Source organism: Catellatospora sp. KI3, from assembly GCF_029948125.1.
In the GTDB taxonomy this organism is placed as follows: domain Bacteria; phylum Actinomycetota; class Actinomycetes; order Mycobacteriales; family Micromonosporaceae; genus Catellatospora.
Genome location: NZ_JASAMB010000007.1, coordinates 182,137 through 200,932, shown reverse-complemented (window position 1 = coordinate 200,932; position 18,796 = coordinate 182,137). Strand labels below are relative to the sequence as shown.

The following is an 18,796-nucleotide window of genomic DNA, read 5'->3' as shown; positions in this document are numbered from 1 at the left end:
CTCGGGCCCCCAGAGACGACGTTTCGTCCGTACGCTGCCGGCCATGGAGAACGAAGCCATGGAACACGAAGCCCTGCAGAAGGAGCCTGTCTTCTTCACCGGGATCCTCGGTGGCGCCGGTATCGCCGTCGGCCTGCTCTGTCTGATCATCAGTGTCGGCGAAGCCGCCGGCGATCTGCAGGCCTTGGGCGGGATTCTGTTCATCGGCGGCGCTCTGATGCGTATCGAGGCCGCGATCAGGTACCGCAAATACGTCTGACCGGACCGCACCCCCGACCCCCGCAGGGCGGCCAGCAGTTTCGGGGAAAGTGCAGCAATCCGGGCCTGGATTCGTGCACTTTCCCCGAAACTACAGCCGGACGACCGGCGCGTGCGAGCGTGGCGCGGCGCGGGCGGTCAGGGTTGGCGGCGTCGGCGGCGGCGGGCGGTCGCGGAGAGGGCGAGCCCGGCCGCGGCGGCCACCGCGCCGAGCGCCAGGATGCCGGACGTGCCCGCGCTGCGTCCCGAGGTGACCTGCGGGGCGGCACCGGCCTGCCGGGCGACTGCCGCGACCGCGCCCGGGGAGGCGCCGCCGGCGATCTCGGCCGGGTCGACCAGGTGCCCGACGGACGCGTCGGCGGGCTGGGCGAAGCCCCAGTCGAGCAGGGCGGCGCCCTGCTGCCAGCCGCTCAGCGGCAGGTACTCGGCGCCCAGCAGCGTGACGACGAGCCGGCGGCCGCCCCGTTCGGCGGCGCCGACGTAGGTGTGGCGGGCCAGGTCGGTGAAGCCGGTCTTGCCGCCCAGCGCCCCGGGGTACGCGTCGAGCAGCTGGTTCTGGTTCTGGATCTCGAAGCTCTTGACGTGCTTGGGCTGCTCCGGGACCCGTACCCGCCGGGTGGTGGTGTACCGCTGGAAGGCCGGGTCGGCGAAGCATTCCCGGGCGATCAGGGCCAGGTCGTACGCGCTGGTGAACTGTCCCGCCCCGTCGAGCCCGGACGGGGTCACCGCGTGGGTCTGGTACGCCCCCAGGCGGGCCGCCTCGGCGTTCATCGCCCGTACGCCGCCGGCCGCGCCGTCGGGGCCGCCGCCGAGGCGGGCCAGGACGTTGGCGGCGTCGTTGCCGGAGACGAGCAGCAGCCCCAGCCACAGCATCTCCACCGAGTACCGGCCGCCCTCGACCAGGCCGACGGCGGAGCTGCCGGGTTCGAAGTCCATGTCCTCGGGGGTGATGGTGACGACCTCGTCGGGGTCGAGCTTGGGCAGCATGGTGGCGGCCAGCAGGAGTTTCTGCACGCTGGCGGGTGCGCCGTACTCGTGCGGGCCGCAGGCGCCCAGGACCGCGCCGGTGTCCAGGTCGGCGACCACCCAGGAGGTGGCGCTCACGGCGGGCGGCCGGGTGGCGTCGGGCGGTACGGCGAGGTCGGCGGTGTCCAGCTGGGCACCGCCGACCTGGCGGTGGGCCGGCGCGTCGGTGGGCGGCGACGGGCGCTCGGGCATCGGCCACTTCGGGGCGGGGGTCTTCGGGCAGGGCACCGCCGCGCGGGCCGCCGCTGCGGCACGGGCGCCGAGTTCCGCGCCGGGCCGGTCGGGGGCGGCGAGCGCGGGGGCCGGTGCGGCCAGCGCCGCCGCGGCGACCGCGGCGGCGAGCTGCCCTGCTCGCGCAGTGATCCAGTCCATGAGCGGGACATTAACGCGAAACTCACGAACATGTAGAGTTCTCTACAAATCACCCGCGACTTCCGAAATCATCCCCCGCACCGTCGACCGCGATGGTAGGCGGCGGCGTTCCAGCGGGAAGATCACCGGTCGAGGTCACGACGTCGACGCGAAGCCGGTATTCGGACAGCGGACCGCGATCACCGGCCGAGACGGACCGCGTCGGCGGTGGCGTCCCGGTGCGCAGGACCGCACGATCACGGACCGACAGGCGCAATGTCGCGATGGTACGGTCCATGCCGCGCACGGCGACCGAAAGGCACGGCATGGACGGCGATCCGACCACCCTCGCGGCGATCCTCGCCGGCGAGCCGTCCGCACCGGCCTGGGAGCAGGCGTGGCCGCTGCTGGAGCAGGCCCCCGCCGACCTCCTGGCCGAGGCGGCGCCGGTGCTGCTGGCCTGGCCGCCCCGGCTGCGGCCGATGCCCGACCACTGGTGGCAGCGGTACGCCGCGGGCCAGGCCGACCCGTGGCACGCCCTAGCGGCCTGGCGGCGGCTCGGCGACCTCCAGGACGTCGAGAGTGGACGTCCGGCCGAGACCGGCCGCGACGAGGAGGACGAGGGCGACGACTTCGCCTACTTCTACCACGGCGCCACCTCCGTGGCCTGCCCCGCCGAGCCGCGCTGGCTGGTCGTGACCGCCGCCGCCGAGTGGCATCACAACGGCGGCGACATCGTGGTCTGGGGCACCGCGCCGCAGGCCCCGTCCGCGATGCTGCTGGACGGGGCGCGCTTCCACGACGAGGCGCTGGACACGCAGCTCAGCCCGGACGGCACGATCGCGGTGAGCTCGGTCGAGGGCCGGGTGCACGCCTGGCGGGTGCCTGAGGGCACCGAAGCGTGGCAGCTGAACCTCGGCCCGAACGAGGACGACGACTTCTTCGACACCGAGCGGACCACCGTCCGGATCGGCTTCAGCGCCGACGGCAGCCGGGTCGCGGCCGGTTCGGCGGCGCGGGGCGTGCGCGTGCTGGACCCGTACACCGGCGAGGTCGTTCTTGAGCTGGCCGCCGATCCGCTGGGGCCGGTGGCGCTCGATCCGACCGGGCGGCGGCTGGCCCACGCCGGCCGCGCGGGCGAGATCGTGGTCCGCGACACCGGTTCCGGAGCGGAGCTGCTGCGGCACGACAGCGGGCTGCTGCGGGTCAACGCGCTGGCCTTCGCGCCCGACGGCGGCGGCCTGCTGGTCGCGGGCGGTGTCCGCGAAGGCGCCGAGGACGCGCCGGTGACTCCCGCCGCGGTGCTGCTCACCCTCGACGGGGACGCGGTCGGCGGCGCGGCACCGGTCCGGCCGCAGGGGTTGCCCGCCAAGCTCACCGGCGACTCGCCGCTGGCCACCGTCTGCACCCGCGCCGTGTGGGGGCAGTGCGGCCCGCTGGTGTACGCCGCGGACGACGACGCCACGGCCCTGTTCGACGGCCGCGGCCGCGTCCTGTGGACCGAACCGGCGATGGCGGCGGGCGGCTTCTCCACCGACGGGCGCGTACTGGTCACCGTCACCGAGACGATCAGCGCGGTCTTCGTGGACGCGCTGCCGCCCGCCGACCGGTCGGCGCCCAGGGGCGAATAAACCCATCGCACGGCCGGGAAACGAAGGACGGCGCCCCCGTTGAACGGGGGCGCCGCCTGCTGCCCGATCCGGTCAGCCGAGGTTGACGCCGCTGACCGTCTGACCCGCCGTGACGTGGATCTTCGTCGGGTGCTTGATCAGCCCGTCGTCCGGCGAACTGTAGTAGATCCAGACGTTCTGCGTGTTCAGACCGGTGATGGTGAACGTGCCGTCGGCCTTGACGTACGGGATCACGCCCGCGTAGTCGCCCGTGGCGGCGTCCACCACGTAGATGGTGGTGCACTGCGGGCAATTGGGGCGGGACGGGGCGAGCACCGTGCCGGTGATCTTCCCGGTGGCCGGGAGGGCCACGTCGACCGTCACCGTCTGCCCCGCCACGACCTGTACCGGGGTCGCCGCCGCCCGGTTGGCCGCGTTGCCCGACCAGGCCCAGCCGTTGAGCCCGTTGAAGACCGGGAAGACCAGCTTCCACGCGTACGGCCCGAGGTTGTTGATGTAGTACTGGCCGCCGTAGGTGCAGTCCACCGGCCCGTTGGGCCCGTAGCTCGCCCACGGCCCGACCGGCGACGGGCACACGTTGCCCAGCCCCTGGCCGGTGGCCGCGTCGGTGACCGTCCCGGTGATGGAACCCGCGGCGTCCAGCGGCACCGTGATGCTGATGTCGGAGCCGTAGGTAAGGTCGTACACCTTCGCCTGGCTCTGGGTGCCGGTGCCGTGCCCGTCGGTGCCCAGCCACTGCGCACCGTGCGCACCGTCGAAGACCCAGCTGAACAGCTGGAACTTCTGCGGGAAGTAGTTGGTGAAGTGCACCGTCGAGCCGCAGTTGCTGCCGCCGCCCGCCGTGTGGTTCTTCGGCTCGACCAGCGACGGGCAGGCGCTGACCGGCTCCCCGGTGGCCGCGTCCACGAAGGAGACGTGGACGTTGCCGCCCTTGCGCAGCCGCACGGTCGTGGTGGTGCCCTGCCCGGCGGTGACGGTCGCCGGGCCGAAGTGGCCGTTGAGGTAGGTCTCCGCCTGGTCGAAGGAGCCGCCCTCGTACGTTCCGACCGGGATGTCCTTGAGCCTGGCCTTGCCGTCCGCGCCGCTGCACACCGTGTAGAAGGCCAGCGGTCCGTCCTGGTGGTAGAAGCAGATGCCAGCCAGCGGCGCGCCGGTCCCGGCCTCCACGGCCTTGATGGTCAGGTTGCCCACCGGCCCCTGGGTCAGGTCGATCGTGGTGGTCGCCCCGTTCGCCACCGCGAAATGCGTCGCCGAGTACGGGTCGGTCGTGTTCTCGTACCAGACCTCCTGCCCGTTCACGTAGCGGACCTTGAGGGTGTAGTCCTCGTCGGTCTCGACGTGCTCGAACCGGTAGGCGCCGGTGCGGTCGGTGCTGGTCGAGCCGACCCAGTTGCCGTCGCGGTTCAGCTCGACGTAGACGTCCTTGAGGGCGGCGCCGGCGGCCGAGCGCACGTGCCCGACGACGTCGCCGTACTGGATCGGCATCAGCTGCACCTGGACGCTGCCCGGCACCGCGATCGGGTCGGCCGAGTAGCGGTCGGCGTGGCCGTGCAGGTACTGCTCCACGTAGCCGTTGGCGGAGACATGGACGATGTACTCCCCCGGCGCCTGGTTCGCGAAGGAGAAGTAGCCGGTGGCGTCGCTGTTGGTGAAGTTCCAGTGCGAGTAGTCGGCCCACTCGATCCGGACTCCGGCGCCGACGACGGGCGCCCCGGTGAGGGCGTCCTTGACGGTCCCGTCGAGACCGTCCGCGCTCGCCTGGGCCGGTGTGCCAAGCCCGAAGAGCACCAGCGCCACCGCGGTGGCCGCGCTGAGCGAACGCACGAACCTGCTTGCCATAGAACCCCCGTCGTCCCATGCGATCGGGCGGCCGCGGTCCACAGCGGACCCAGTCACCGCCACGATCCACCGAAAGCGTAGAAGGCGGCGGCAACGGGGTTTCCGGGTCGCATTCGGGGGTTGGGAAGGGACCCTTCTACATCGGATTCCGATAAGAAGGGGCCCTTCCTTAACCGCAGTGGGCTCAGCGGAGGGGGGCGGGGGGTGGGGCGGGGGCGGGGGCGTAGGTGGCGCGCAGGTGGTCGGTGCGGGTCAGCCGCAGCCAGGTGAACGGCTGCACCTGCCCGGCGGGCGTACGGTGCTCCTCCCGCTCGGCCTGCTCCACCCGGAACCCGGGGAACCGCGCGGCCAGCTCCTGCGCGTCGTAGCGGGCCACCGGCAGGCCCGAGCAGGTCTGCGGGCCGTCCGGCGCGAACACGCCGAGCACCGCCTGCCCGTTGGGCAGCAGGGCCGCCTCCAGCACGCGCCGGTAGCGGTCGCGGTCGGCGGGGTCGGTGAGGAAGTGGAACACGGCGCGGTCGTGCCAGACGGCGTACCGGCGCAGCGGCGACCAGGTGAGCAGGTCGCGGGCCATCCAGTGGGCCACGCCGGCGCGGTCGCCGAGCCTGCGCCGGGCCGCGTCGAGCGCGGTCTCGGCCACGTCGAGCACGGTCACGTCGGTGACGCCTCGGTCCAGCAGCGCGTCGACCAGGGTCGAGGCGCCGCCGCCGACGTCGATGACGGAGCTGCCGGGGCGTACGCCCGCGGCGGACAGCAGCCGCAGCGACATCGCGGGCTCGTCCTGATACCAGCTGACGGACCGGGTATCGGTCCGGTCGTACACGGCCTGCCAGTGCGCGGTCGCGCCGATGGGTTGTGCCACCTGCCCAGAATGCCAGCACCGTGGGGCGAGACGGTCGTTACCTACCGGGCAGCGGCGCGAACTGATGTGCTATTCGGGGGTACGAGCCGGTCCCTGGCCCGCCCCCAGCGCGGGCGGCGCGGTCGGTAACATCCCGGGCCGTGACCCGCTTCGATGAGATCAGGGCGTCGTTCTGGAGCGACAGCACGCACGGGGTGCAGCCGCCGCTGACCCGTGAGCTGGTCGCGCAGGCGCAGGCGGCGCTGGGGGTGACGCTGCCCGGGTCGCTGCTGGAGCTGCTGCGGCTGCGCAACGGCGGCGGGGTGGCGCGCGCCTGCAGCGCGTTCCCGGTCAACGGGGCGACGTCGTGGTGCACCGACGAGGTGCCGTTCGAGAGCCTGCTGGGCATCGGGCGGCGCGCGGGCATGCTGTCGCTGTTCGACAGCCCGTTCCTGGCGTCGTACTGGGGGCTGCCGCGCGAGGCGGTGCTGCTGTCCAGCAGCACCGGGCACAGCTGGGTGGCCCTGGACTACCGGCCGCGCGGCCCGCGCGCCGAGCCGACGGTGGTCTGGTTCGACGCCGACTTCGCCGCCGAGCTGACGCTGGCGGCGGATCTGCGCGGGTTCCTGGCGGGCCTGCGCGCGCCTGTGACGGACCGCACGGTGTCCGCGGCCTTGCCTTGACATCGGCGGCAATGTCTAGCCTGCTCTCATGCTGATCGGTGAGCTCGCGGAACGCGCCGGTACGAGCGCCCGCACGCTGCGCTACTACGAGGCGCACGGGCTGGTGCGCCCGCAGCGCTCCGCCAACGGCTACCGGGTGTACGACGACGCCGAGCTGCGCGTGGTGCACGAGATCCGGGCGCTGCTGGCGGTGGGTTTCGGGCTCGACGACATCAAGCCGTTCGTGGCCTGCCTGCGCGCCGGCAACAGTTCAGGCGACGTCTGCCCGGACTCGGTGGCGGTGCTGCGCCGCAAGCTCGAGGAGGTCGACGCGTGCCTGACCGAGCTGGGCGCGGTCCGGTCGCGGCTGGCCGATCAGCTGACGCTGGCCATGACACATCGGGAGGAAACATGCCGCACCCCCGGCCTCTGCTGACCGCCGTCACCGACGAGACCTTCGCCGAGCTGGTGCTGGCCGCCGACCGTCCGGTGGTGCTGGACTTCTGGGCCGACTGGTGCCCGTCCTGCGCCCGGATCTCGGCCGGCCTCACCGAGCTGGCCGAGGAGTTCGGCCCCCGGCTGCACCTGTTCGCCATCGACGCCGACGCCAATCCGGAGACGATGCGGGCGTACAAGGTGATGTCGCTGCCCACGCTGCTGGTGTTCCGCTCCGGCGAGCTGACCGGCTCGCTGGTGGGGGCGCGGCCGAAGGCGGCGCTGCGGATGCAGCTGAGCGAACTCGCCGGGCTCGACGCCAGGTAGAGACCGACATCCAGACACGGATCAGCCCGGGTCCGAGTAGTCGGACCCGGGCTGAGCAGCTGCGTCAGACGGAGCTGCGCCCGCGGACGCCCGCGATCAGGGCCACGCCCAGCGCGGCCAGGCCGATCTGGAAGACCAGCTCGATCCAGTCGATGCCGTCGGTGACGGCGACGCCGACGGCCTGCGCGATCGCGGTGCCGATGAGCGCGGCGACGATGCCGACGAGGATCGTCAGCCAGATCGGCATGTCCTGCCGACCCGGCACGACCAGGCGACCGAGAGCTCCGATCACGAGGCCGACGATGATTGCCGAGATGATTCCGGCGACAGTCATGACAGTGCTCCTAACGTGCGCGAATGGGGATTGCTCCGCAACAATGGAGTGCCCCTTCCGCGCCGCCGCAAACCTGTCTTTCGGCGTACGTTCGCGTTCGGATTCAGCGCGCGTATTCGCCCAGTCGGAAGAACCGCGTGATCTGCTCCCGCCCGGGGCCCATGCCGAAGCCGATGACCGGCACGCCGATCTCGGCCTCCACGAACGACCGGAACTCCAGCAGCTCCGACGGCAGCACGTCGGGCTGGTCGGCGCGCAGCTGGTCGGCGGTGAACGACGGCAGCACCCGGGTGGCGCCCTGCTCGGCGGCGGCCGGCACCCGGACCGGGATGCCGCCGAACATGCTGTCGCCGTACAGCGAGAGGCAGTCGACCTTGTTGAGGTAGACCACGTCGACGCCGAACGCGACGACCATCTCGCGCAGCTGCGCCAGGTCGAGGATGCCGATGCGGCGCGGACGGCCGCTGCCGGAGCCGTACTCGTGGGTGAGCATCCGCATCGCGATGCCCAGCTCCATCTCGTCGCTCGACAGGCGCAGCCGGTGCATGTCGAACTCGGCGTGCTCCTCGGCCCGGCCGCGACCGGCCGACACCGCCTCGGCGAAGTACGCCGCCGACCGCTCCGCGCCCAGCTCCGAGGGGAACGGGCCGTTGCCGACCCGCGACATGACCGCCTTGGCCACCCCGATGGTGTACCGGTGGAACCGCGGCGGTAGGTCCCCGCCGACGTAGGCGTACGCCGGGACGGTGTGGCTGGCGGTGACGAACGGCTGGTCGCCGTGGACCACGTCCAGCATCGTCGACTGCGCGCCCTCGAACAGCACCCGCGCGCCCTGCCCGACCCGCTCGGCCAGCCAGGTGCGGCGCGGCTGGACGTGCCCGCGCACCCGCTCGACGCAGGCCGCGAACGAGTCCAGCCGCTGCTGGAGGTCCCGGCGCTGCGCCGAGGTGTCGCCGTCGAACCCGGCCAGCTCCGCCTCGGCCGCGGTGCGCATCGCGGCGACCGCGCCCGCCGGGTCGGCCAGCACGTCGCGCAGCTGCAGGTTGGTCCGGGTGCCGCCGCGCATCCGGTACGCCCGGTCGGCGTAGCACGGCCCCATCCCGTTCTTGGTGGTGCCGATGCCGGCGCTGTCCCGCTCGTCGACGAGCAGGTGCGCGGGCTGCACGACCGCAGCCCGGTCGCTGATGTGCAGGCGGCCGGCCAGGTCGACCCCGAGCGCCGCGATCTGGTCCAGCTCGGCGGCCAGCTTCCACAGGTTCACCGCGCAGCCGGAGCCGATGTAGAGCAGCGTCCGCGGCTGGAAGATGGCGCACGGCACCTGCTGGAGCACCACCCGGCCCTGCGGGGTGTCGATGGTGTGCCCGGCGTTGGCGCCGCCGTTGAACCGGGCGACGATGTCGTAGTCGGGGGCGATCAGGTCGATGATCTTTGCTTTGCCCTCGTCGCCGTACTGCAGGCCGACCAGGACATCGGCGTAGCCGCGGGTGGGGTGGACAACCGTCATCAGCAGCGCTACCTCATCTGGAGGGGGCGGGGTGTGGACTACCGGCCTCGTCGCCGTCGCTGCGGGCGGCGCGGCGGGTACGGAAAATAGGCCCTGAACAGGGCATTCCCCCACCAGACCGTCGCGGGCGGCATGGACGCTAGCAGGGGCCCATACGGCCGTCAACGACACAGATCACCACCTACGCCGCTCTCGCGTTGTCCTGCGCCGCCCGAGCGAGGAGCATGGAGCCCGGATCACCCGCGCCGCGAGCACCTGTGAGGACCCATGGACTGGCTGCTGTCGCCGCCCACGCCGGAGGCGGGCAGTCTGCTACGCCGGGAGATCGGCACCTACCTGACCCGCCACGCCGCCGACGCCGGCACGGTGCCGCAGGCCGAGCTGACCGTCTCTGAGCTGATCATGAATGCGGTCGAGCACGCGGGCGGGCCGATCTGGGTGTCGGTCGACTGGCACCGCACCCAGCCCACCATCACCGTGCACGACCTCGGGCCGCTGTTCACCCCCGACCTGACCCCGCCCCGGGCGACCTCCGAACGCGGCCGCGGCATGTGGCTGGTCTCGCAGCTGGCCGACGACCTCGCCGTGGCGGCCAAGCGCGGCGGCGGCAAGCGGGTCAGCGCCACCCTGCCGGTGGCCCGCTCGGTGGAGAAGTCCTTCGACCCGCCCGCCCGCATCACCGACCCGCTGCCCGCCCCCGACGAGGCCGGACCGGACGGGTTCGGTCGCGAGACGCTGCTGCGCGCGCTGCTGGTGGAGCTGGCGCGCGCGGTCGAGGACGGCGCGGGCCCGCAGCGCGCCCAGGACCTGGTCGCGCACGTCGGCGCGACCGTCGGCGGTCAGATGGAGGCCGAGTACCGGGCCGCGCGGCACATCGTCGGGCGCCTCAGCGCCGAGCAGCTGGCCGAGTGCTACGTCCGGCTCAAGGCCGCGGCCGGCGGCGACTTCTACGTGATCGAGGTCACCGACGAGCGGATCGTGCTGGGCAACCGGCGCTGCCCGTTCGGCGACGCGGTCCGGTTCTCCCCGGCCATGTGCCGGATCACCTCCAGCATCTTCGGCGGCATCGGCGCCCGCAACCGCGGCACGGTCACCGTCGACCTGGCCGAGCGCATCGCCGTCGGCGACCAGCAGTGCCGCGTCATCATCGACCTGAACCCCGGACCGGACACCGAGGGCCACCGCTACCAGCGCCCGCAGACCGGCCAGCCCTGACCGGTCCGCGCCGGGTTGCCCGCCGCCAGCCCGGGGGCGCCCCGCCTCAGCCCCAGGACCGGACCTCCGGCGCCTCGGCGCGGCCCAGCAGCCACGCCGTCAGCGCGTGCCGGTCGGTGCGGTCGGGCAGCTGCTCCAGCAGCTCCGGCAGCCAGCGCGCCACCAGCGCGTCCGGCCACTCGGCCGGGCCGTAGCCCAGGCCGAGGTCGACGTGGTGCACCTCGACCTCGCGCCAGCGCGAGAACACCAGCCGGGTCGCCGGGATCTCGTTGACGTCGCCGGCGAGCACCGTACGCGCCCACACCTCCGGTGCCGCCGCCGCGAACGCCTCGTCCACCGCCGCGTCGGCGGCGCGCAGGTCGGCGACGATGTCGGCGGCGGGCCGGTCGTGGCCGGCCTCGATCTCCGCCTCGCGACCGGCCGCGCCGCCCTCGTACTGCGTCACCAGCTCGCCGCGCTCCGCGGCGCGCAGCCGCCGCAGCACGCTGTCGGCGTTGCGGGCCAGGTGGGTCAGCACGTGGCCGACGGTCCACCCGGGCAGGCGGCTGGGCTGGCGGACCACCAGGTCGTCGACGCGGTCCAGGGTGCGGTGCAGCCGCTCGTGCGCGGCACGGCAGGCCGCCATCTCGGCGCTCAGGTCTGATCCGGACACCCGCCCATCATCCCACCGACCCCCGCCCCGCCCCGCGCCAAGACCATCCAAGTTGCCCGGCAATCGGGCGTATACGGGTCCAAGATTCGCCCGATTGCCCGGCAACTCGAACCTGGGTCGGACGGTAGGGTGCGCGCGGTGAGTGATGTTCTCAGTGGTCACCGGGTGGTTGCAGGGGACGGGGGCAGCCCGGTCGTGCTGCATGTGCCGCATGCGGCGACCGCGATCCCGGCTGAGGTGCGGGCGCGGCTGCTGCTCGACGACGCGCAGCTGGCCGCCGAGCTGGCGGCGATGACCGACGCGCATACCGACCTGATCGCCGCGTACGCCGCCGACGCCGCCCGGGTGCGGCCGTGGTCGCTGGTCAACGGCCTGTCGCGGCTGGTCGTGGACCCGGAGCGGTTCCCGGACGAGCGCGAGCCGATGACGGCGGTGGGCATGGGCGCGGTATACACCCGGACCAGTGCCGGGGCACCGCTGCGCGAGGACGATCCGGCGGCCGCGCAGGCGCTGGTGCGGCGGTGGTTCGAGCCGTACGCGGCGGCGATGACGGAGCTGGTCGACGCGCGGCTGGCCGCGACGGGGCGGGCGGTCGTCATCGACGTGCACTCGTACCCGCGCGAGCGGCTGCCGTACGAGATCGGCGGCGCCGACCGCCCCGAGGTCTGCCTGGGCACCGACGCCGCGCACACGCCGTCCTGGCTGGTGGAGGCGGCCCGGGCCGCGTTCGCCGACTACGACGCCGCGTTCGACAGCCCGTTCGCCGGCTGCTACATCCCGCTCAAGCACTACGGGCAGGACGCCCGGGTGCACGGCCTGATGATCGAGCTGCGCCGCGACGTGTACTCGGTCGAGCCCGGCGGCCCGCCGACCGGAGGGCTCGCCGGGGTGGGCGCGGCGCTGGCCCGCCTGGTCGACGCCTGCGCGTGACATGTGGCGGGCCGGTCCGGTGTCTCCCGACCGGACCGGCCCGCCGAACGGAACGCGGCCCGCACCGCGTTCCACCCCCTACCGGACTGCTGCGCCCGGCGTCTGTGCCACACCGGACGGGTATGCCCCGGGGCGGGGCGGCTCGAGCCGTCCCGCCCCGGGCGTTCATCAGCGCGGCATTCCGCCGGCGTAGTAGTCGCCGAGCGAACCGCGGTAGTCGGCGTCGTCGCGCCGGTCCGGGTCGTACTCTGGCGCGTCCTTGATCTCGGCCTTGCTGCGGTCGACGTAGACCCGCTCTTCAGCGAAGTCGATGTTCGTGATGACACCCGCCGGCAGCAGCACCTTGCTTCCGAAGATCCACGGACCGGTGTCGACCACGAGGTAGCGCGAACCGACAGCGCCGGTCGCCTCGTCGATCTTGCCGATGCCGCCGTCGGTCGCCTCCACGTGGAAGCCCACGATCGAACGGTCACCGCCGTCGTCGGCGGGCTTGTAGTCGAGCGTCTCGCGGTAGTTCCACGGGTCCCAGGGAACTGGGTTCATGGCCGTCATGTAGCTCGCCTCCCATGCTCGTGTTGGACTGATGTGCCGTCTATCTACCCGTTCGCAACGGCGGCTAACGTCGCGCGTCCGACTTTTCCGGCGGACAACCGCGGGCGGGCCGCCGCGTGTCATACCGGTCATGGCGAGCTGGGACGCACCGACGTCCTTCGACGAGTACGTCCGCAGCAGGCACGCTGACCTGCTGCGTTTCGCGCACGTACTGTGCGGCGACCCGCACCTGGCCGCCGACCTGGTCCAGGACGCGCTGGAACGCACCGGCCTGGCCTGGCGCCGGATCGAACGCCACGACAACCCCGAGGGGTACGTGCGCCGCACCATCCTCAACTGCTACCTCAACGGCCGACGGCGCCTGCGCCGCGAGGTGCTGCCCGGCGAGCTGCCCGAACCACCGGGCCGCGAGCAGGAGCCGCACGACGGCGAGCTGTGGCGGCTGCTGACCACGCTGCCCAGGCAGCAGCGGGCGGTGATCGTGCTGCGCTACTACGAGGACATGTCCGAGGCCCAGATCGCGCAGACGCTCGGCTGCAGCCAGGGCACGGTCAAGAGCACCACCTCACGGGCCATGGCCAAGCTGCGCGAAGCACTCGCCCCGGCGGGCATGGAGGCCCTGCGATGAACCTCGAGGAACAGCTGCGCCGCACCCTCACCGACGAGCGGCGCGCCCTGCCCGGCTGGGACGACCCCGTACACCGGGTCCGCACCGGCATGGTCCGCCGCCGTCGGCGCCGGATCCTGTCCGTCGCGGCCGCCGTCGTGTCGACGCTGCTCGCGGCTCCGGCCGCGATCCTGGTCCCCGTGGCGGTCGCCGACCCCGCCTGGCGCATCGAGGACACGATCCCCTGGCTGCACCGCGGCGAGCCGACCCCGCAGCCGAGCGCCGTCGCCTGCACCGCCGCCGACCTCGGCCCGGCCGCCTCGGCCCTGGTGCTCGGCCGCGCCGACGGCGCTGAGCACTACCAGGTGACCGTACGCAACGGCAGCGCGCAGGCGTGCCTGCTGATCGACCGCCCGGAACCCGGCTCACAGGAGAGCGGCGCCGCCCAGGCCGTGCCGACCCGCCCTGAGGCCGACCCGGAGGCCGGGTCCGACGACACCGGTGCCGTGCCGTCGGTGCTGCTCATACCCGGGGCGGCCGCGTCGGCGGAGCTCGCCGCCTCCACGGAGTGCCCCGACGCCGCCCACCCCACCGTCTACCGCGACCTGGTGCTCACCTTCTCCGGCGAGCGCCTGCCCCTGCCCGGTCTCACCTTGACCACCACCTGCGTCATCACCGTGTCCACCTGGTCCGCCGACCGTGGCTGACCGCCGATCCGCCCAGGGGGAACCCATGCGCCGTCTTGCCGTACTGTCCGCCCTGCTCCTGCTGGCCGGCTGCTCAGGCCCAGGCGGGCCGCGGACCGCCGCGCCCGCCGCCAGCACCGCGCCCGCCGTGGCCGAGACCGCGAGACCGGCCGGGGTGTCGCCCTCGCCGATCGTCGGCAGCTGGCCGCCCGACACGGTGCCGTGGCAGCTCAACGGCGTGCAGGCCCCCGAACGGGAACTCGAACCGCCCCGCGAGGTCGCCCGGCTGTGCACCGCCGCGGACCTGCCCGCCACCGCCGACCTGATCTCCGAGGACGGCGTCACGGGCACGAAGCTGCACTACATCGGGGTACGCAACACCGGGCCCAGCCGCTGCTCGCTCGGCGGCGTCCCCGTGCTGCTCAGCGGGGGCAGGACCGTACCGGTCGAGATCGACCCGCCGAAGCTCACCGGCAACGGCGACGAGGAGCGCCCGGCGACCATCGACCCGGGCGAGCGCGCGCAGTTCACCATCGGCAGCTCGGTGAGCTGCGGCAGCGGCGACGGCCGCGGCTACCGCGACATCTCGGTCCGGCTCGCGGACCGCGACCTGAGCATCCCCGGGCTGACCATGACCAGCACCTGCCCCATCGGCATCACCGGCGTCCACCGCATACGCCAGGAGCAGCCCGCCCGCCCGCGCTTCGACCACCTGACCGCGCGCATCGAGGCACCGGCGCGGGTGAAGGCCGGGGCGAACCTCGACTACACGGTCGTCCTCACCAACCCCGGCAGGACCGCCGTCGCGCTCGACCCCTGCCCGACCTACGACGAGAGCCTGTACAAGGCTCGGGAGCTCTATCTGCTCAACTGCGCCCCGGGCACCATCCCGGCTGGCGGGTCGATCCGGTTCGCCATGCGCCTGACCGTCCCCGACTACACCCCGGCCCGGGAGTGGCGGCTCGAATGGGGCATCGTCGAATGGCGGAGCAAGGCGCCGGTCGCCACCGCGACGGTCACCGTGTACTGACGCGGCCGCTCCGGCCGTACGCCGACCTGCCCGGCGTACGGCCGGTGTCGGGCGGTCCGGCTAACCTGTCGCGATGAGTTACGACTTGATCATCATTCCGCGCGAGCCCGGCCAGGACTGGGACGACGCGCTCGAGGCCGCCGAGCAGGCCGACGACGAGGAGCTCGCCGAGGCGAACCCGGCGGTCTGGGCGCGCATCGCCGCCCGGGTGCGCGAGCTGCTGCCCGACGCGGTCGACCACGGTGACGAGCTCGACGACGAGGCCACCGGCATCCAGGTCGAGTGCTGGGGCGCCGAGGCCGCCGTCAGCGCGCCGTACTGGCACACCGGGGCCACGGCCGAGCGGGTCATGGCCCTGATGTACGAGGCCGCGGAGATCGTGGCGGAGGAGACCGGGCTGCACGCGTACGACCCGCAGACCGGCCAGACCGTGGAGCCGGAGCACCTCGCCGCGGCCACCGCCCTGTACGACGCCACCGCCGCGTCGATCGGCAACGGCAACAGGTAGCGGTCTGGGCCGGGCCGGCCGCGGCCGGACGGGACGCGTGCTCCTGGGCTCGTCCTCGGCGCGGTCGGCCTGGCCCTGCCGTCACGCCGATCACCCGCCAGCCGACACCGACCGGATCACGCCCGCCGCTGCGGCTCCGCGGCGCGATGATCGCTGGCTGCGGTCGTTCGGTGTACTCCAGCTGCGCGGATTGACCGCAGGCGCCGATCATTCGCGCCGGAGCACGGGCCGGGCCGGGCTTTTTGACCTCGGATCGCGATCAGCGGGCGGAGGCGTCGGGCGTGCTCGGCGGATCAGTGCCGGCCGGTCGGCCTGCGGCCGGTTGCGGGGCCGCACTCGTGAGTGCGGCCCCGGTGGCGTCACAGCCCGTGCGCGGGGACTCCGGGGATCCACGGGAACCACGGGGTCCACGGCTTCCACCGACAGCGGCCGGCTGTGCTCTCGGTGTCCGCGGGGCGGCACTTGTGGCAGTCATCGCACTTGTTGCACTTGTGGGGCTTGTGGCACGTCTTCCCGGTCAGCGTGACGGTCGCGGAAGCGGCGGCCGAGCCGGTGCTGCCGGCGGCGTCGGTGACGGTCGCGGTGACCGTGTCGGTCTGGCTCTGGTTGGGCGTACCCGTGAAGCTGCCGTTGAAGGAGCAGTTGTAGCTGCTCGCGGCGGCGATGCTGCCCCCGGTGGCGCAGGTGCCGTTGCCGTTGAGGTTGCCGTAGACGTCATCGACGAGGCCGCTGAGGGTGACGGTTCCCGCACTGGTGTTGGTGACGTTGATGGTGAAGGCGAAGGTTCCGCCCGGAGCGGGCATCGAGGTCGGGCTCGCCGTCTTGGTGACCGTGATCGTCGGGACGGGCAGCGGGGTGCCGCAGCCCTCCATCGAGCTGTTGTCGATCGCCAGGTCGTCGATCTCCTGGTTGACGAACCAGCCGTACCGGTTGCAGCCCACGGCGGAGATCAGGTCGGTGCCGCTGATGGTCCAGTGGCAGGGCACTGCCGCTCCTGCCGCGTTGACGCAGGTGGCGGCGCCGCCGCCGGGCACGTTGAGGAGGTCGAAGTCGACGGCCAGTGAGCCGGCGGCGTTGCGGAAGGTGTGCTTGAAGGTGTACCAGCCGGAGGTCGCGACGCACTTCGGGTCGTTGCCCGGGTTGTACGGCTCGGCTCCGGAGCGGGTGGCGTTGGTGCTGGCCGCGATCCAGAACCCGCCGGCGCACACCCCGGGGGCGTTCGGGTTGGGGCCGGTGCCGACGTTGAAGACGAAGTCGCGCAGGTGGGTCCCGGCCGCGTTGTTGATCGCCGACGACCAGTCGAACCTGGTCTGCGTTCCCGTGTACGAGTCGGGGTGGCTCGCCGCGTAGGCGGTGTCGAGGTAGATGTCGACCTGGGTGGTGTACCCGCCGGACCAGGTGGTGTTGTAGCCGCCCCACTGGGTGTACGGGCCGGTGCACTGGTTGACGGGGCCGCCACCGGCTGGCTCCTGCGTACACAGGTCGTGCTGGACCTTGAGCCGGGCGTGGAAGTTGCCGGTCGCGGATGCCACTCCACTCGCGTAGCCGCCGCCGTTGGTGTAGCCGCTGGGGGTCCGCACGACGGTGCCCGCGCCGAAGTCGAACCAGCCGGCCGTGTCGGTCTCGAAGCCCTGGAAGAAGGTCACGGCCGCGAACGCCGTACTTCCTCCGGCCACGACCGACGCCGTCGCGATCACCGCTGCCAGCAGGGCACGAAGCGGAGCACGCGCCCTCAACGATTTGGGTAGATACCTGATCATGGGCAGATTATGCACGGTTTTGTCGCGTTGTCCTGAGCCCTGGCCTGCTGCTTCGTTCGTTTCCTGAGCGGCGGACAGTCCTCTGCGAGCCGGAGCCGAGCGGCTCGCGAGCCATCGCCTCAAACCCGTGCCGAACCCTGCGACTTCCGGTACGCGAGTGTCACTCACGCGTGGCGCACTGCGGCCCGCGGGATGACAGAGGGGCAGAGCATTCAAGATGAACAACGACGAACAGCAGTGGCTGGGGCGGTTGTCCGGCCCGGATCGCGAGCGCGCCGAAGGGCTGCTGCGGAACCTGCGGGAGATGGGCTGCGACCATCCCGTCGGCTGGGCGCAGTTCCTTCGTATCAGGTTGACCAGTCAAGTCGAGCGCGACCGAGAGATCGCCGCAAAGTACGAGGAAGGTCCGACATTCCACCGCGCCAGGATTGGAGGCAAGCAGTACGACTGGGGAAGGCAGTGACTGCTTCCACAACTGGCATATGACGTCTTTGATCCGGCCAGCTTGGGTGTCGATACGCTGTGCAGCCGTCGCTTACTGCATCCGGTTCTTGACCGGCGAGAACGGCAGTACTGAGACCTCGATCAGGCAACCGCCGTTTCCCGCAATACCGGGAGTGGGGGCGTAGCAGTGCGCGGCCCGGCGAGACACGCCTTCTACCGGCTAGCTGACGTGCGCCAAACGCAGTACCACAGGCACCAGACCTCGAGGCGCTGCTCATACTCGGCTCTCGAGATAGCCTGGCGCCGGTTCGATGATGTTGCACGTGTCCGTCAGACTTGGCCGATGACAGGCATATGGAGCCTCATTGGGCCGGCAATCGGCGCCCTAGCCACTATCGTGGGGGTGCTCACGGGGAGCCGTATCAGCAACCGCTCGCAGGAGCACAACTGGGCGAGAGGGGCATGTCGGGACGCATGCGGTGACGTCCTCGCGAGCTACGCCAAGATCCACGATGAGTTAAGCTACTGGGCGCGCCTCTCGAAGGTCCCAGAGATTGACTGGCCGAGCTGGAACCGAGCCATGAACATGCTTCGGCTAGTGGGTGCGCCCGAGCTAGTACGGGCGGGCGATGCGGTAGACAGCGAGTTCTGGCTCATCGAGGCAGAACTCGACGCCGGCAAGCTCGGCCTCGATAACTGGCTCAAGATGCAAGCGAAGCTTGAAGCCAAACATCTTGCCTTCATCAACACGGCGCGGCGCCATCTCTTGCCTGGCAGTCTCGATCTCACCACTTCAGTTGGCCGACCAGGGCCAGAGAGCGCCATCTGGCGCAAGCCGGAGCCAGACACGACGCCCAAGCCCGGGCAGGAATAATACCTGTGACGATGGAAGGCGAAGCAGTATCTTGCCGCTGGCGCTGATCCGTTGTGGCCCGAAACTTGTCCTCATCTTCTGGCCCACGCAAACGGGGTCAACGACGGTCATTGTTGGTCAGCGCCGCGCGGTGCAGGAAGACATGATTAGTCGAGCTTATTTATGAAATACCCAACAATTCCCCCCAAAAGAAGACTCACAGCATTCGAGCCGATGGTCAGCCACAGATCGTCACGCTTCCTATCAAGGAAAGTGGGCGCCTGAGTTCGCGTTCTCGTACATATAATGGGGGTATTGGTCCGAAATGATGTAAATACCTGGAGAGCCAGT

The 18,796-nt window shown here is 71.9% G+C and carries 22 protein-coding genes; 13 read left to right on the top strand and 9 right to left on the bottom strand.

What is annotated here, in order from left to right; genetic code table 11:
• Positions 1–43 precede the first annotated feature (43 nt).
• The gene (locus tag QEZ54_RS14390) at positions 44–259 is read left to right on the top strand and encodes a hypothetical protein (RefSeq protein ID WP_281305086.1); all 216 of its coding nucleotides are present in this window, start codon (positions 44–46) and stop codon (positions 257–259) included.
• A 137-nt stretch (positions 260–396) separates the two neighbouring features.
• Here the strand turns inward: QEZ54_RS14390 and QEZ54_RS14385 are convergent, their stop codons facing one another.
• Positions 397–1,656 carry a serine hydrolase gene (locus QEZ54_RS14385; RefSeq protein ID WP_281305085.1) on the bottom strand — a complete coding sequence of 420 codons (1,260 nt, stop codon included), beginning with the start codon at positions 1,654–1,656 and terminating at the stop codon, positions 397–399.
• 49 nt (positions 1,657–1,705) lie between these two features.
• Positions 1,706–1,933, bottom strand: a complete 228-nt coding sequence (locus QEZ54_RS14380) for a hypothetical protein (RefSeq protein ID WP_281305084.1) — start codon at positions 1,931–1,933, stop codon at positions 1,706–1,708.
• Between QEZ54_RS14380 and QEZ54_RS14375 the strand changes: the two genes are divergently transcribed.
• The gene (locus tag QEZ54_RS14375) at positions 1,932–3,266 is read left to right on the top strand and encodes a hypothetical protein (protein WP_281305083.1); all 1,335 of its coding nucleotides are present in this window, start codon (positions 1,932–1,934) and stop codon (positions 3,264–3,266) included. The two genes, QEZ54_RS14380 and QEZ54_RS14375, sit on opposite strands and share 2 nt — an antisense overlap.
• 72 nt (positions 3,267–3,338) lie before the next feature.
• On the opposite strand, the gene QEZ54_RS14370 is transcribed toward QEZ54_RS14375, so the two are convergent.
• Both QEZ54_RS14370 and QEZ54_RS14365 read right to left on the bottom strand, forming a co-directional pair.
• On the bottom strand, positions 3,339–5,090 hold the full coding sequence (locus tag QEZ54_RS14370; RefSeq protein WP_281305082.1) for a carboxypeptidase-like regulatory domain-containing protein: 1,752 nt from the start codon (positions 5,088–5,090) through the stop codon (positions 3,339–3,341).
• Between the two features lie 199 nt (positions 5,091–5,289).
• Complete coding sequence (locus QEZ54_RS14365) at positions 5,290–5,967, bottom strand: class I SAM-dependent methyltransferase (protein WP_281305081.1); 678 nt, start codon at positions 5,965–5,967, stop codon at positions 5,290–5,292.
• 140 nt (positions 5,968–6,107) lie between these two features.
• Between QEZ54_RS14365 and QEZ54_RS14360 the strand changes: the two genes are divergently transcribed.
• From QEZ54_RS14360 to QEZ54_RS14350, 3 genes are read left to right on the top strand one after another with little or no spacing between them, the layout of a single operon-like run.
• Positions 6,108–6,629 (top strand): SMI1/KNR4 family protein, encoded by a 522-nt coding sequence (locus tag QEZ54_RS14360; RefSeq protein WP_281305080.1) that lies wholly within the window; start codon positions 6,108–6,110, stop codon positions 6,627–6,629.
• 28 nt (positions 6,630–6,657) lie between these two features.
• Positions 6,658–7,044, top strand: a complete 387-nt coding sequence (locus QEZ54_RS14355; protein ID WP_281305079.1) for a MerR family transcriptional regulator — start codon at positions 6,658–6,660, stop codon at positions 7,042–7,044.
• Complete coding sequence (locus QEZ54_RS14350; RefSeq protein WP_281305078.1) at positions 7,020–7,370, top strand: thioredoxin domain-containing protein; 351 nt, start codon at positions 7,020–7,022, stop codon at positions 7,368–7,370. The genes QEZ54_RS14355 and QEZ54_RS14350 overlap by 25 nt, the downstream gene beginning before the upstream one ends.
• Positions 7,371–7,434: 64 nt before the next feature.
• Here QEZ54_RS14350 and QEZ54_RS14345 read toward each other — a convergent pair whose 3' ends face one another.
• Together QEZ54_RS14345 and QEZ54_RS14340 are read right to left on the bottom strand one after the other, a co-directional pair.
• Positions 7,435–7,704: a GlsB/YeaQ/YmgE family stress response membrane protein gene (locus QEZ54_RS14345; RefSeq protein WP_281305077.1), complete on the bottom strand. Its 270-nt coding sequence runs from the start codon at positions 7,702–7,704 to the stop codon at positions 7,435–7,437.
• A 103-nt stretch (positions 7,705–7,807) separates the two neighbouring features.
• Positions 7,808–9,208, bottom strand: coding sequence for an adenylosuccinate synthetase (locus QEZ54_RS14340; protein ID WP_281305076.1), 1,401 nt, complete (start codon positions 9,206–9,208; stop codon positions 7,808–7,810).
• A 267-nt stretch (positions 9,209–9,475) separates the two neighbouring features.
• Here QEZ54_RS14340 and QEZ54_RS14335 point away from each other — a divergent pair, with 267 nt between their 5' ends.
• Positions 9,476–10,423: an ATP-binding protein gene (locus tag QEZ54_RS14335; protein ID WP_281305075.1), complete on the top strand. Its 948-nt coding sequence runs from the start codon at positions 9,476–9,478 to the stop codon at positions 10,421–10,423.
• Between the two features lie 46 nt (positions 10,424–10,469).
• On the opposite strand, the gene QEZ54_RS14330 is transcribed toward QEZ54_RS14335, so the two are convergent.
• Complete coding sequence (locus QEZ54_RS14330) at positions 10,470–11,075, bottom strand: maleylpyruvate isomerase N-terminal domain-containing protein (RefSeq protein ID WP_281305074.1); 606 nt, start codon at positions 11,073–11,075, stop codon at positions 10,470–10,472.
• A 195-nt stretch (positions 11,076–11,270) separates the two neighbouring features.
• On the opposite strand from QEZ54_RS14330, the gene QEZ54_RS14325 reads away from it, so the two are divergent.
• The gene (locus QEZ54_RS14325) at positions 11,271–12,005 is read left to right on the top strand and encodes an N-formylglutamate amidohydrolase (RefSeq protein WP_281305073.1); all 735 of its coding nucleotides are present in this window, start codon (positions 11,271–11,273) and stop codon (positions 12,003–12,005) included.
• A 168-nt stretch (positions 12,006–12,173) separates the two neighbouring features.
• Here the strand turns inward: QEZ54_RS14325 and QEZ54_RS14320 are convergent, their stop codons facing one another.
• A complete protein-coding gene (locus QEZ54_RS14320) occupies positions 12,174–12,548 on the bottom strand; it encodes a PRC-barrel domain containing protein (RefSeq protein ID WP_281305072.1) in 375 nt (124 codons plus the stop codon).
• Positions 12,549–12,687: 139 nt separating this feature from the next.
• On the opposite strand from QEZ54_RS14320, the gene QEZ54_RS14315 reads away from it, so the two are divergent.
• The 4 genes from QEZ54_RS14315 (at position 12,688) to QEZ54_RS14300 (ending at position 15,388) form a co-directional block, all read left to right on the top strand.
• A complete protein-coding gene (locus tag QEZ54_RS14315; protein WP_281305071.1) occupies positions 12,688–13,185 on the top strand; it encodes a SigE family RNA polymerase sigma factor in 498 nt (165 codons plus the stop codon).
• Complete coding sequence (locus QEZ54_RS14310) at positions 13,182–13,871, top strand: hypothetical protein (RefSeq protein WP_281305070.1); 690 nt, start codon at positions 13,182–13,184, stop codon at positions 13,869–13,871. The genes QEZ54_RS14315 and QEZ54_RS14310 overlap by 4 nt, the downstream gene beginning before the upstream one ends.
• Before the next feature lie 25 nt (positions 13,872–13,896).
• The gene (locus QEZ54_RS14305) at positions 13,897–14,880 is read left to right on the top strand and encodes a DUF4232 domain-containing protein (protein WP_281305069.1); all 984 of its coding nucleotides are present in this window, start codon (positions 13,897–13,899) and stop codon (positions 14,878–14,880) included.
• Positions 14,881–14,953: 73 nt separating this feature from the next.
• Positions 14,954–15,388 (top strand): hypothetical protein, encoded by a 435-nt coding sequence (locus QEZ54_RS14300; RefSeq protein ID WP_281305068.1) that lies wholly within the window; start codon positions 14,954–14,956, stop codon positions 15,386–15,388.
• Positions 15,389–15,747: 359 nt separating this feature from the next.
• Here the strand turns inward: QEZ54_RS14300 and QEZ54_RS14295 are convergent, their stop codons facing one another.
• Positions 15,748–17,085, bottom strand: a complete 1,338-nt coding sequence (locus QEZ54_RS14295; protein ID WP_281305067.1) for a hypothetical protein — start codon at positions 17,083–17,085, stop codon at positions 15,748–15,750.
• Positions 17,086–17,365: 280 nt separating this feature from the next.
• Here QEZ54_RS14295 and QEZ54_RS14290 point away from each other — a divergent pair, with 280 nt between their 5' ends.
• Positions 17,366–17,611, top strand: a complete 246-nt coding sequence (locus tag QEZ54_RS14290) for a hypothetical protein (protein ID WP_281305066.1) — start codon at positions 17,366–17,368, stop codon at positions 17,609–17,611.
• Between the two features lie 384 nt (positions 17,612–17,995).
• Entirely contained in the window at positions 17,996–18,466 is a 471-nt protein-coding gene (locus QEZ54_RS14285) for a hypothetical protein (RefSeq protein WP_281305065.1), read from the top strand.
• Positions 18,467–18,796: the final 330 nt, after the last annotated feature.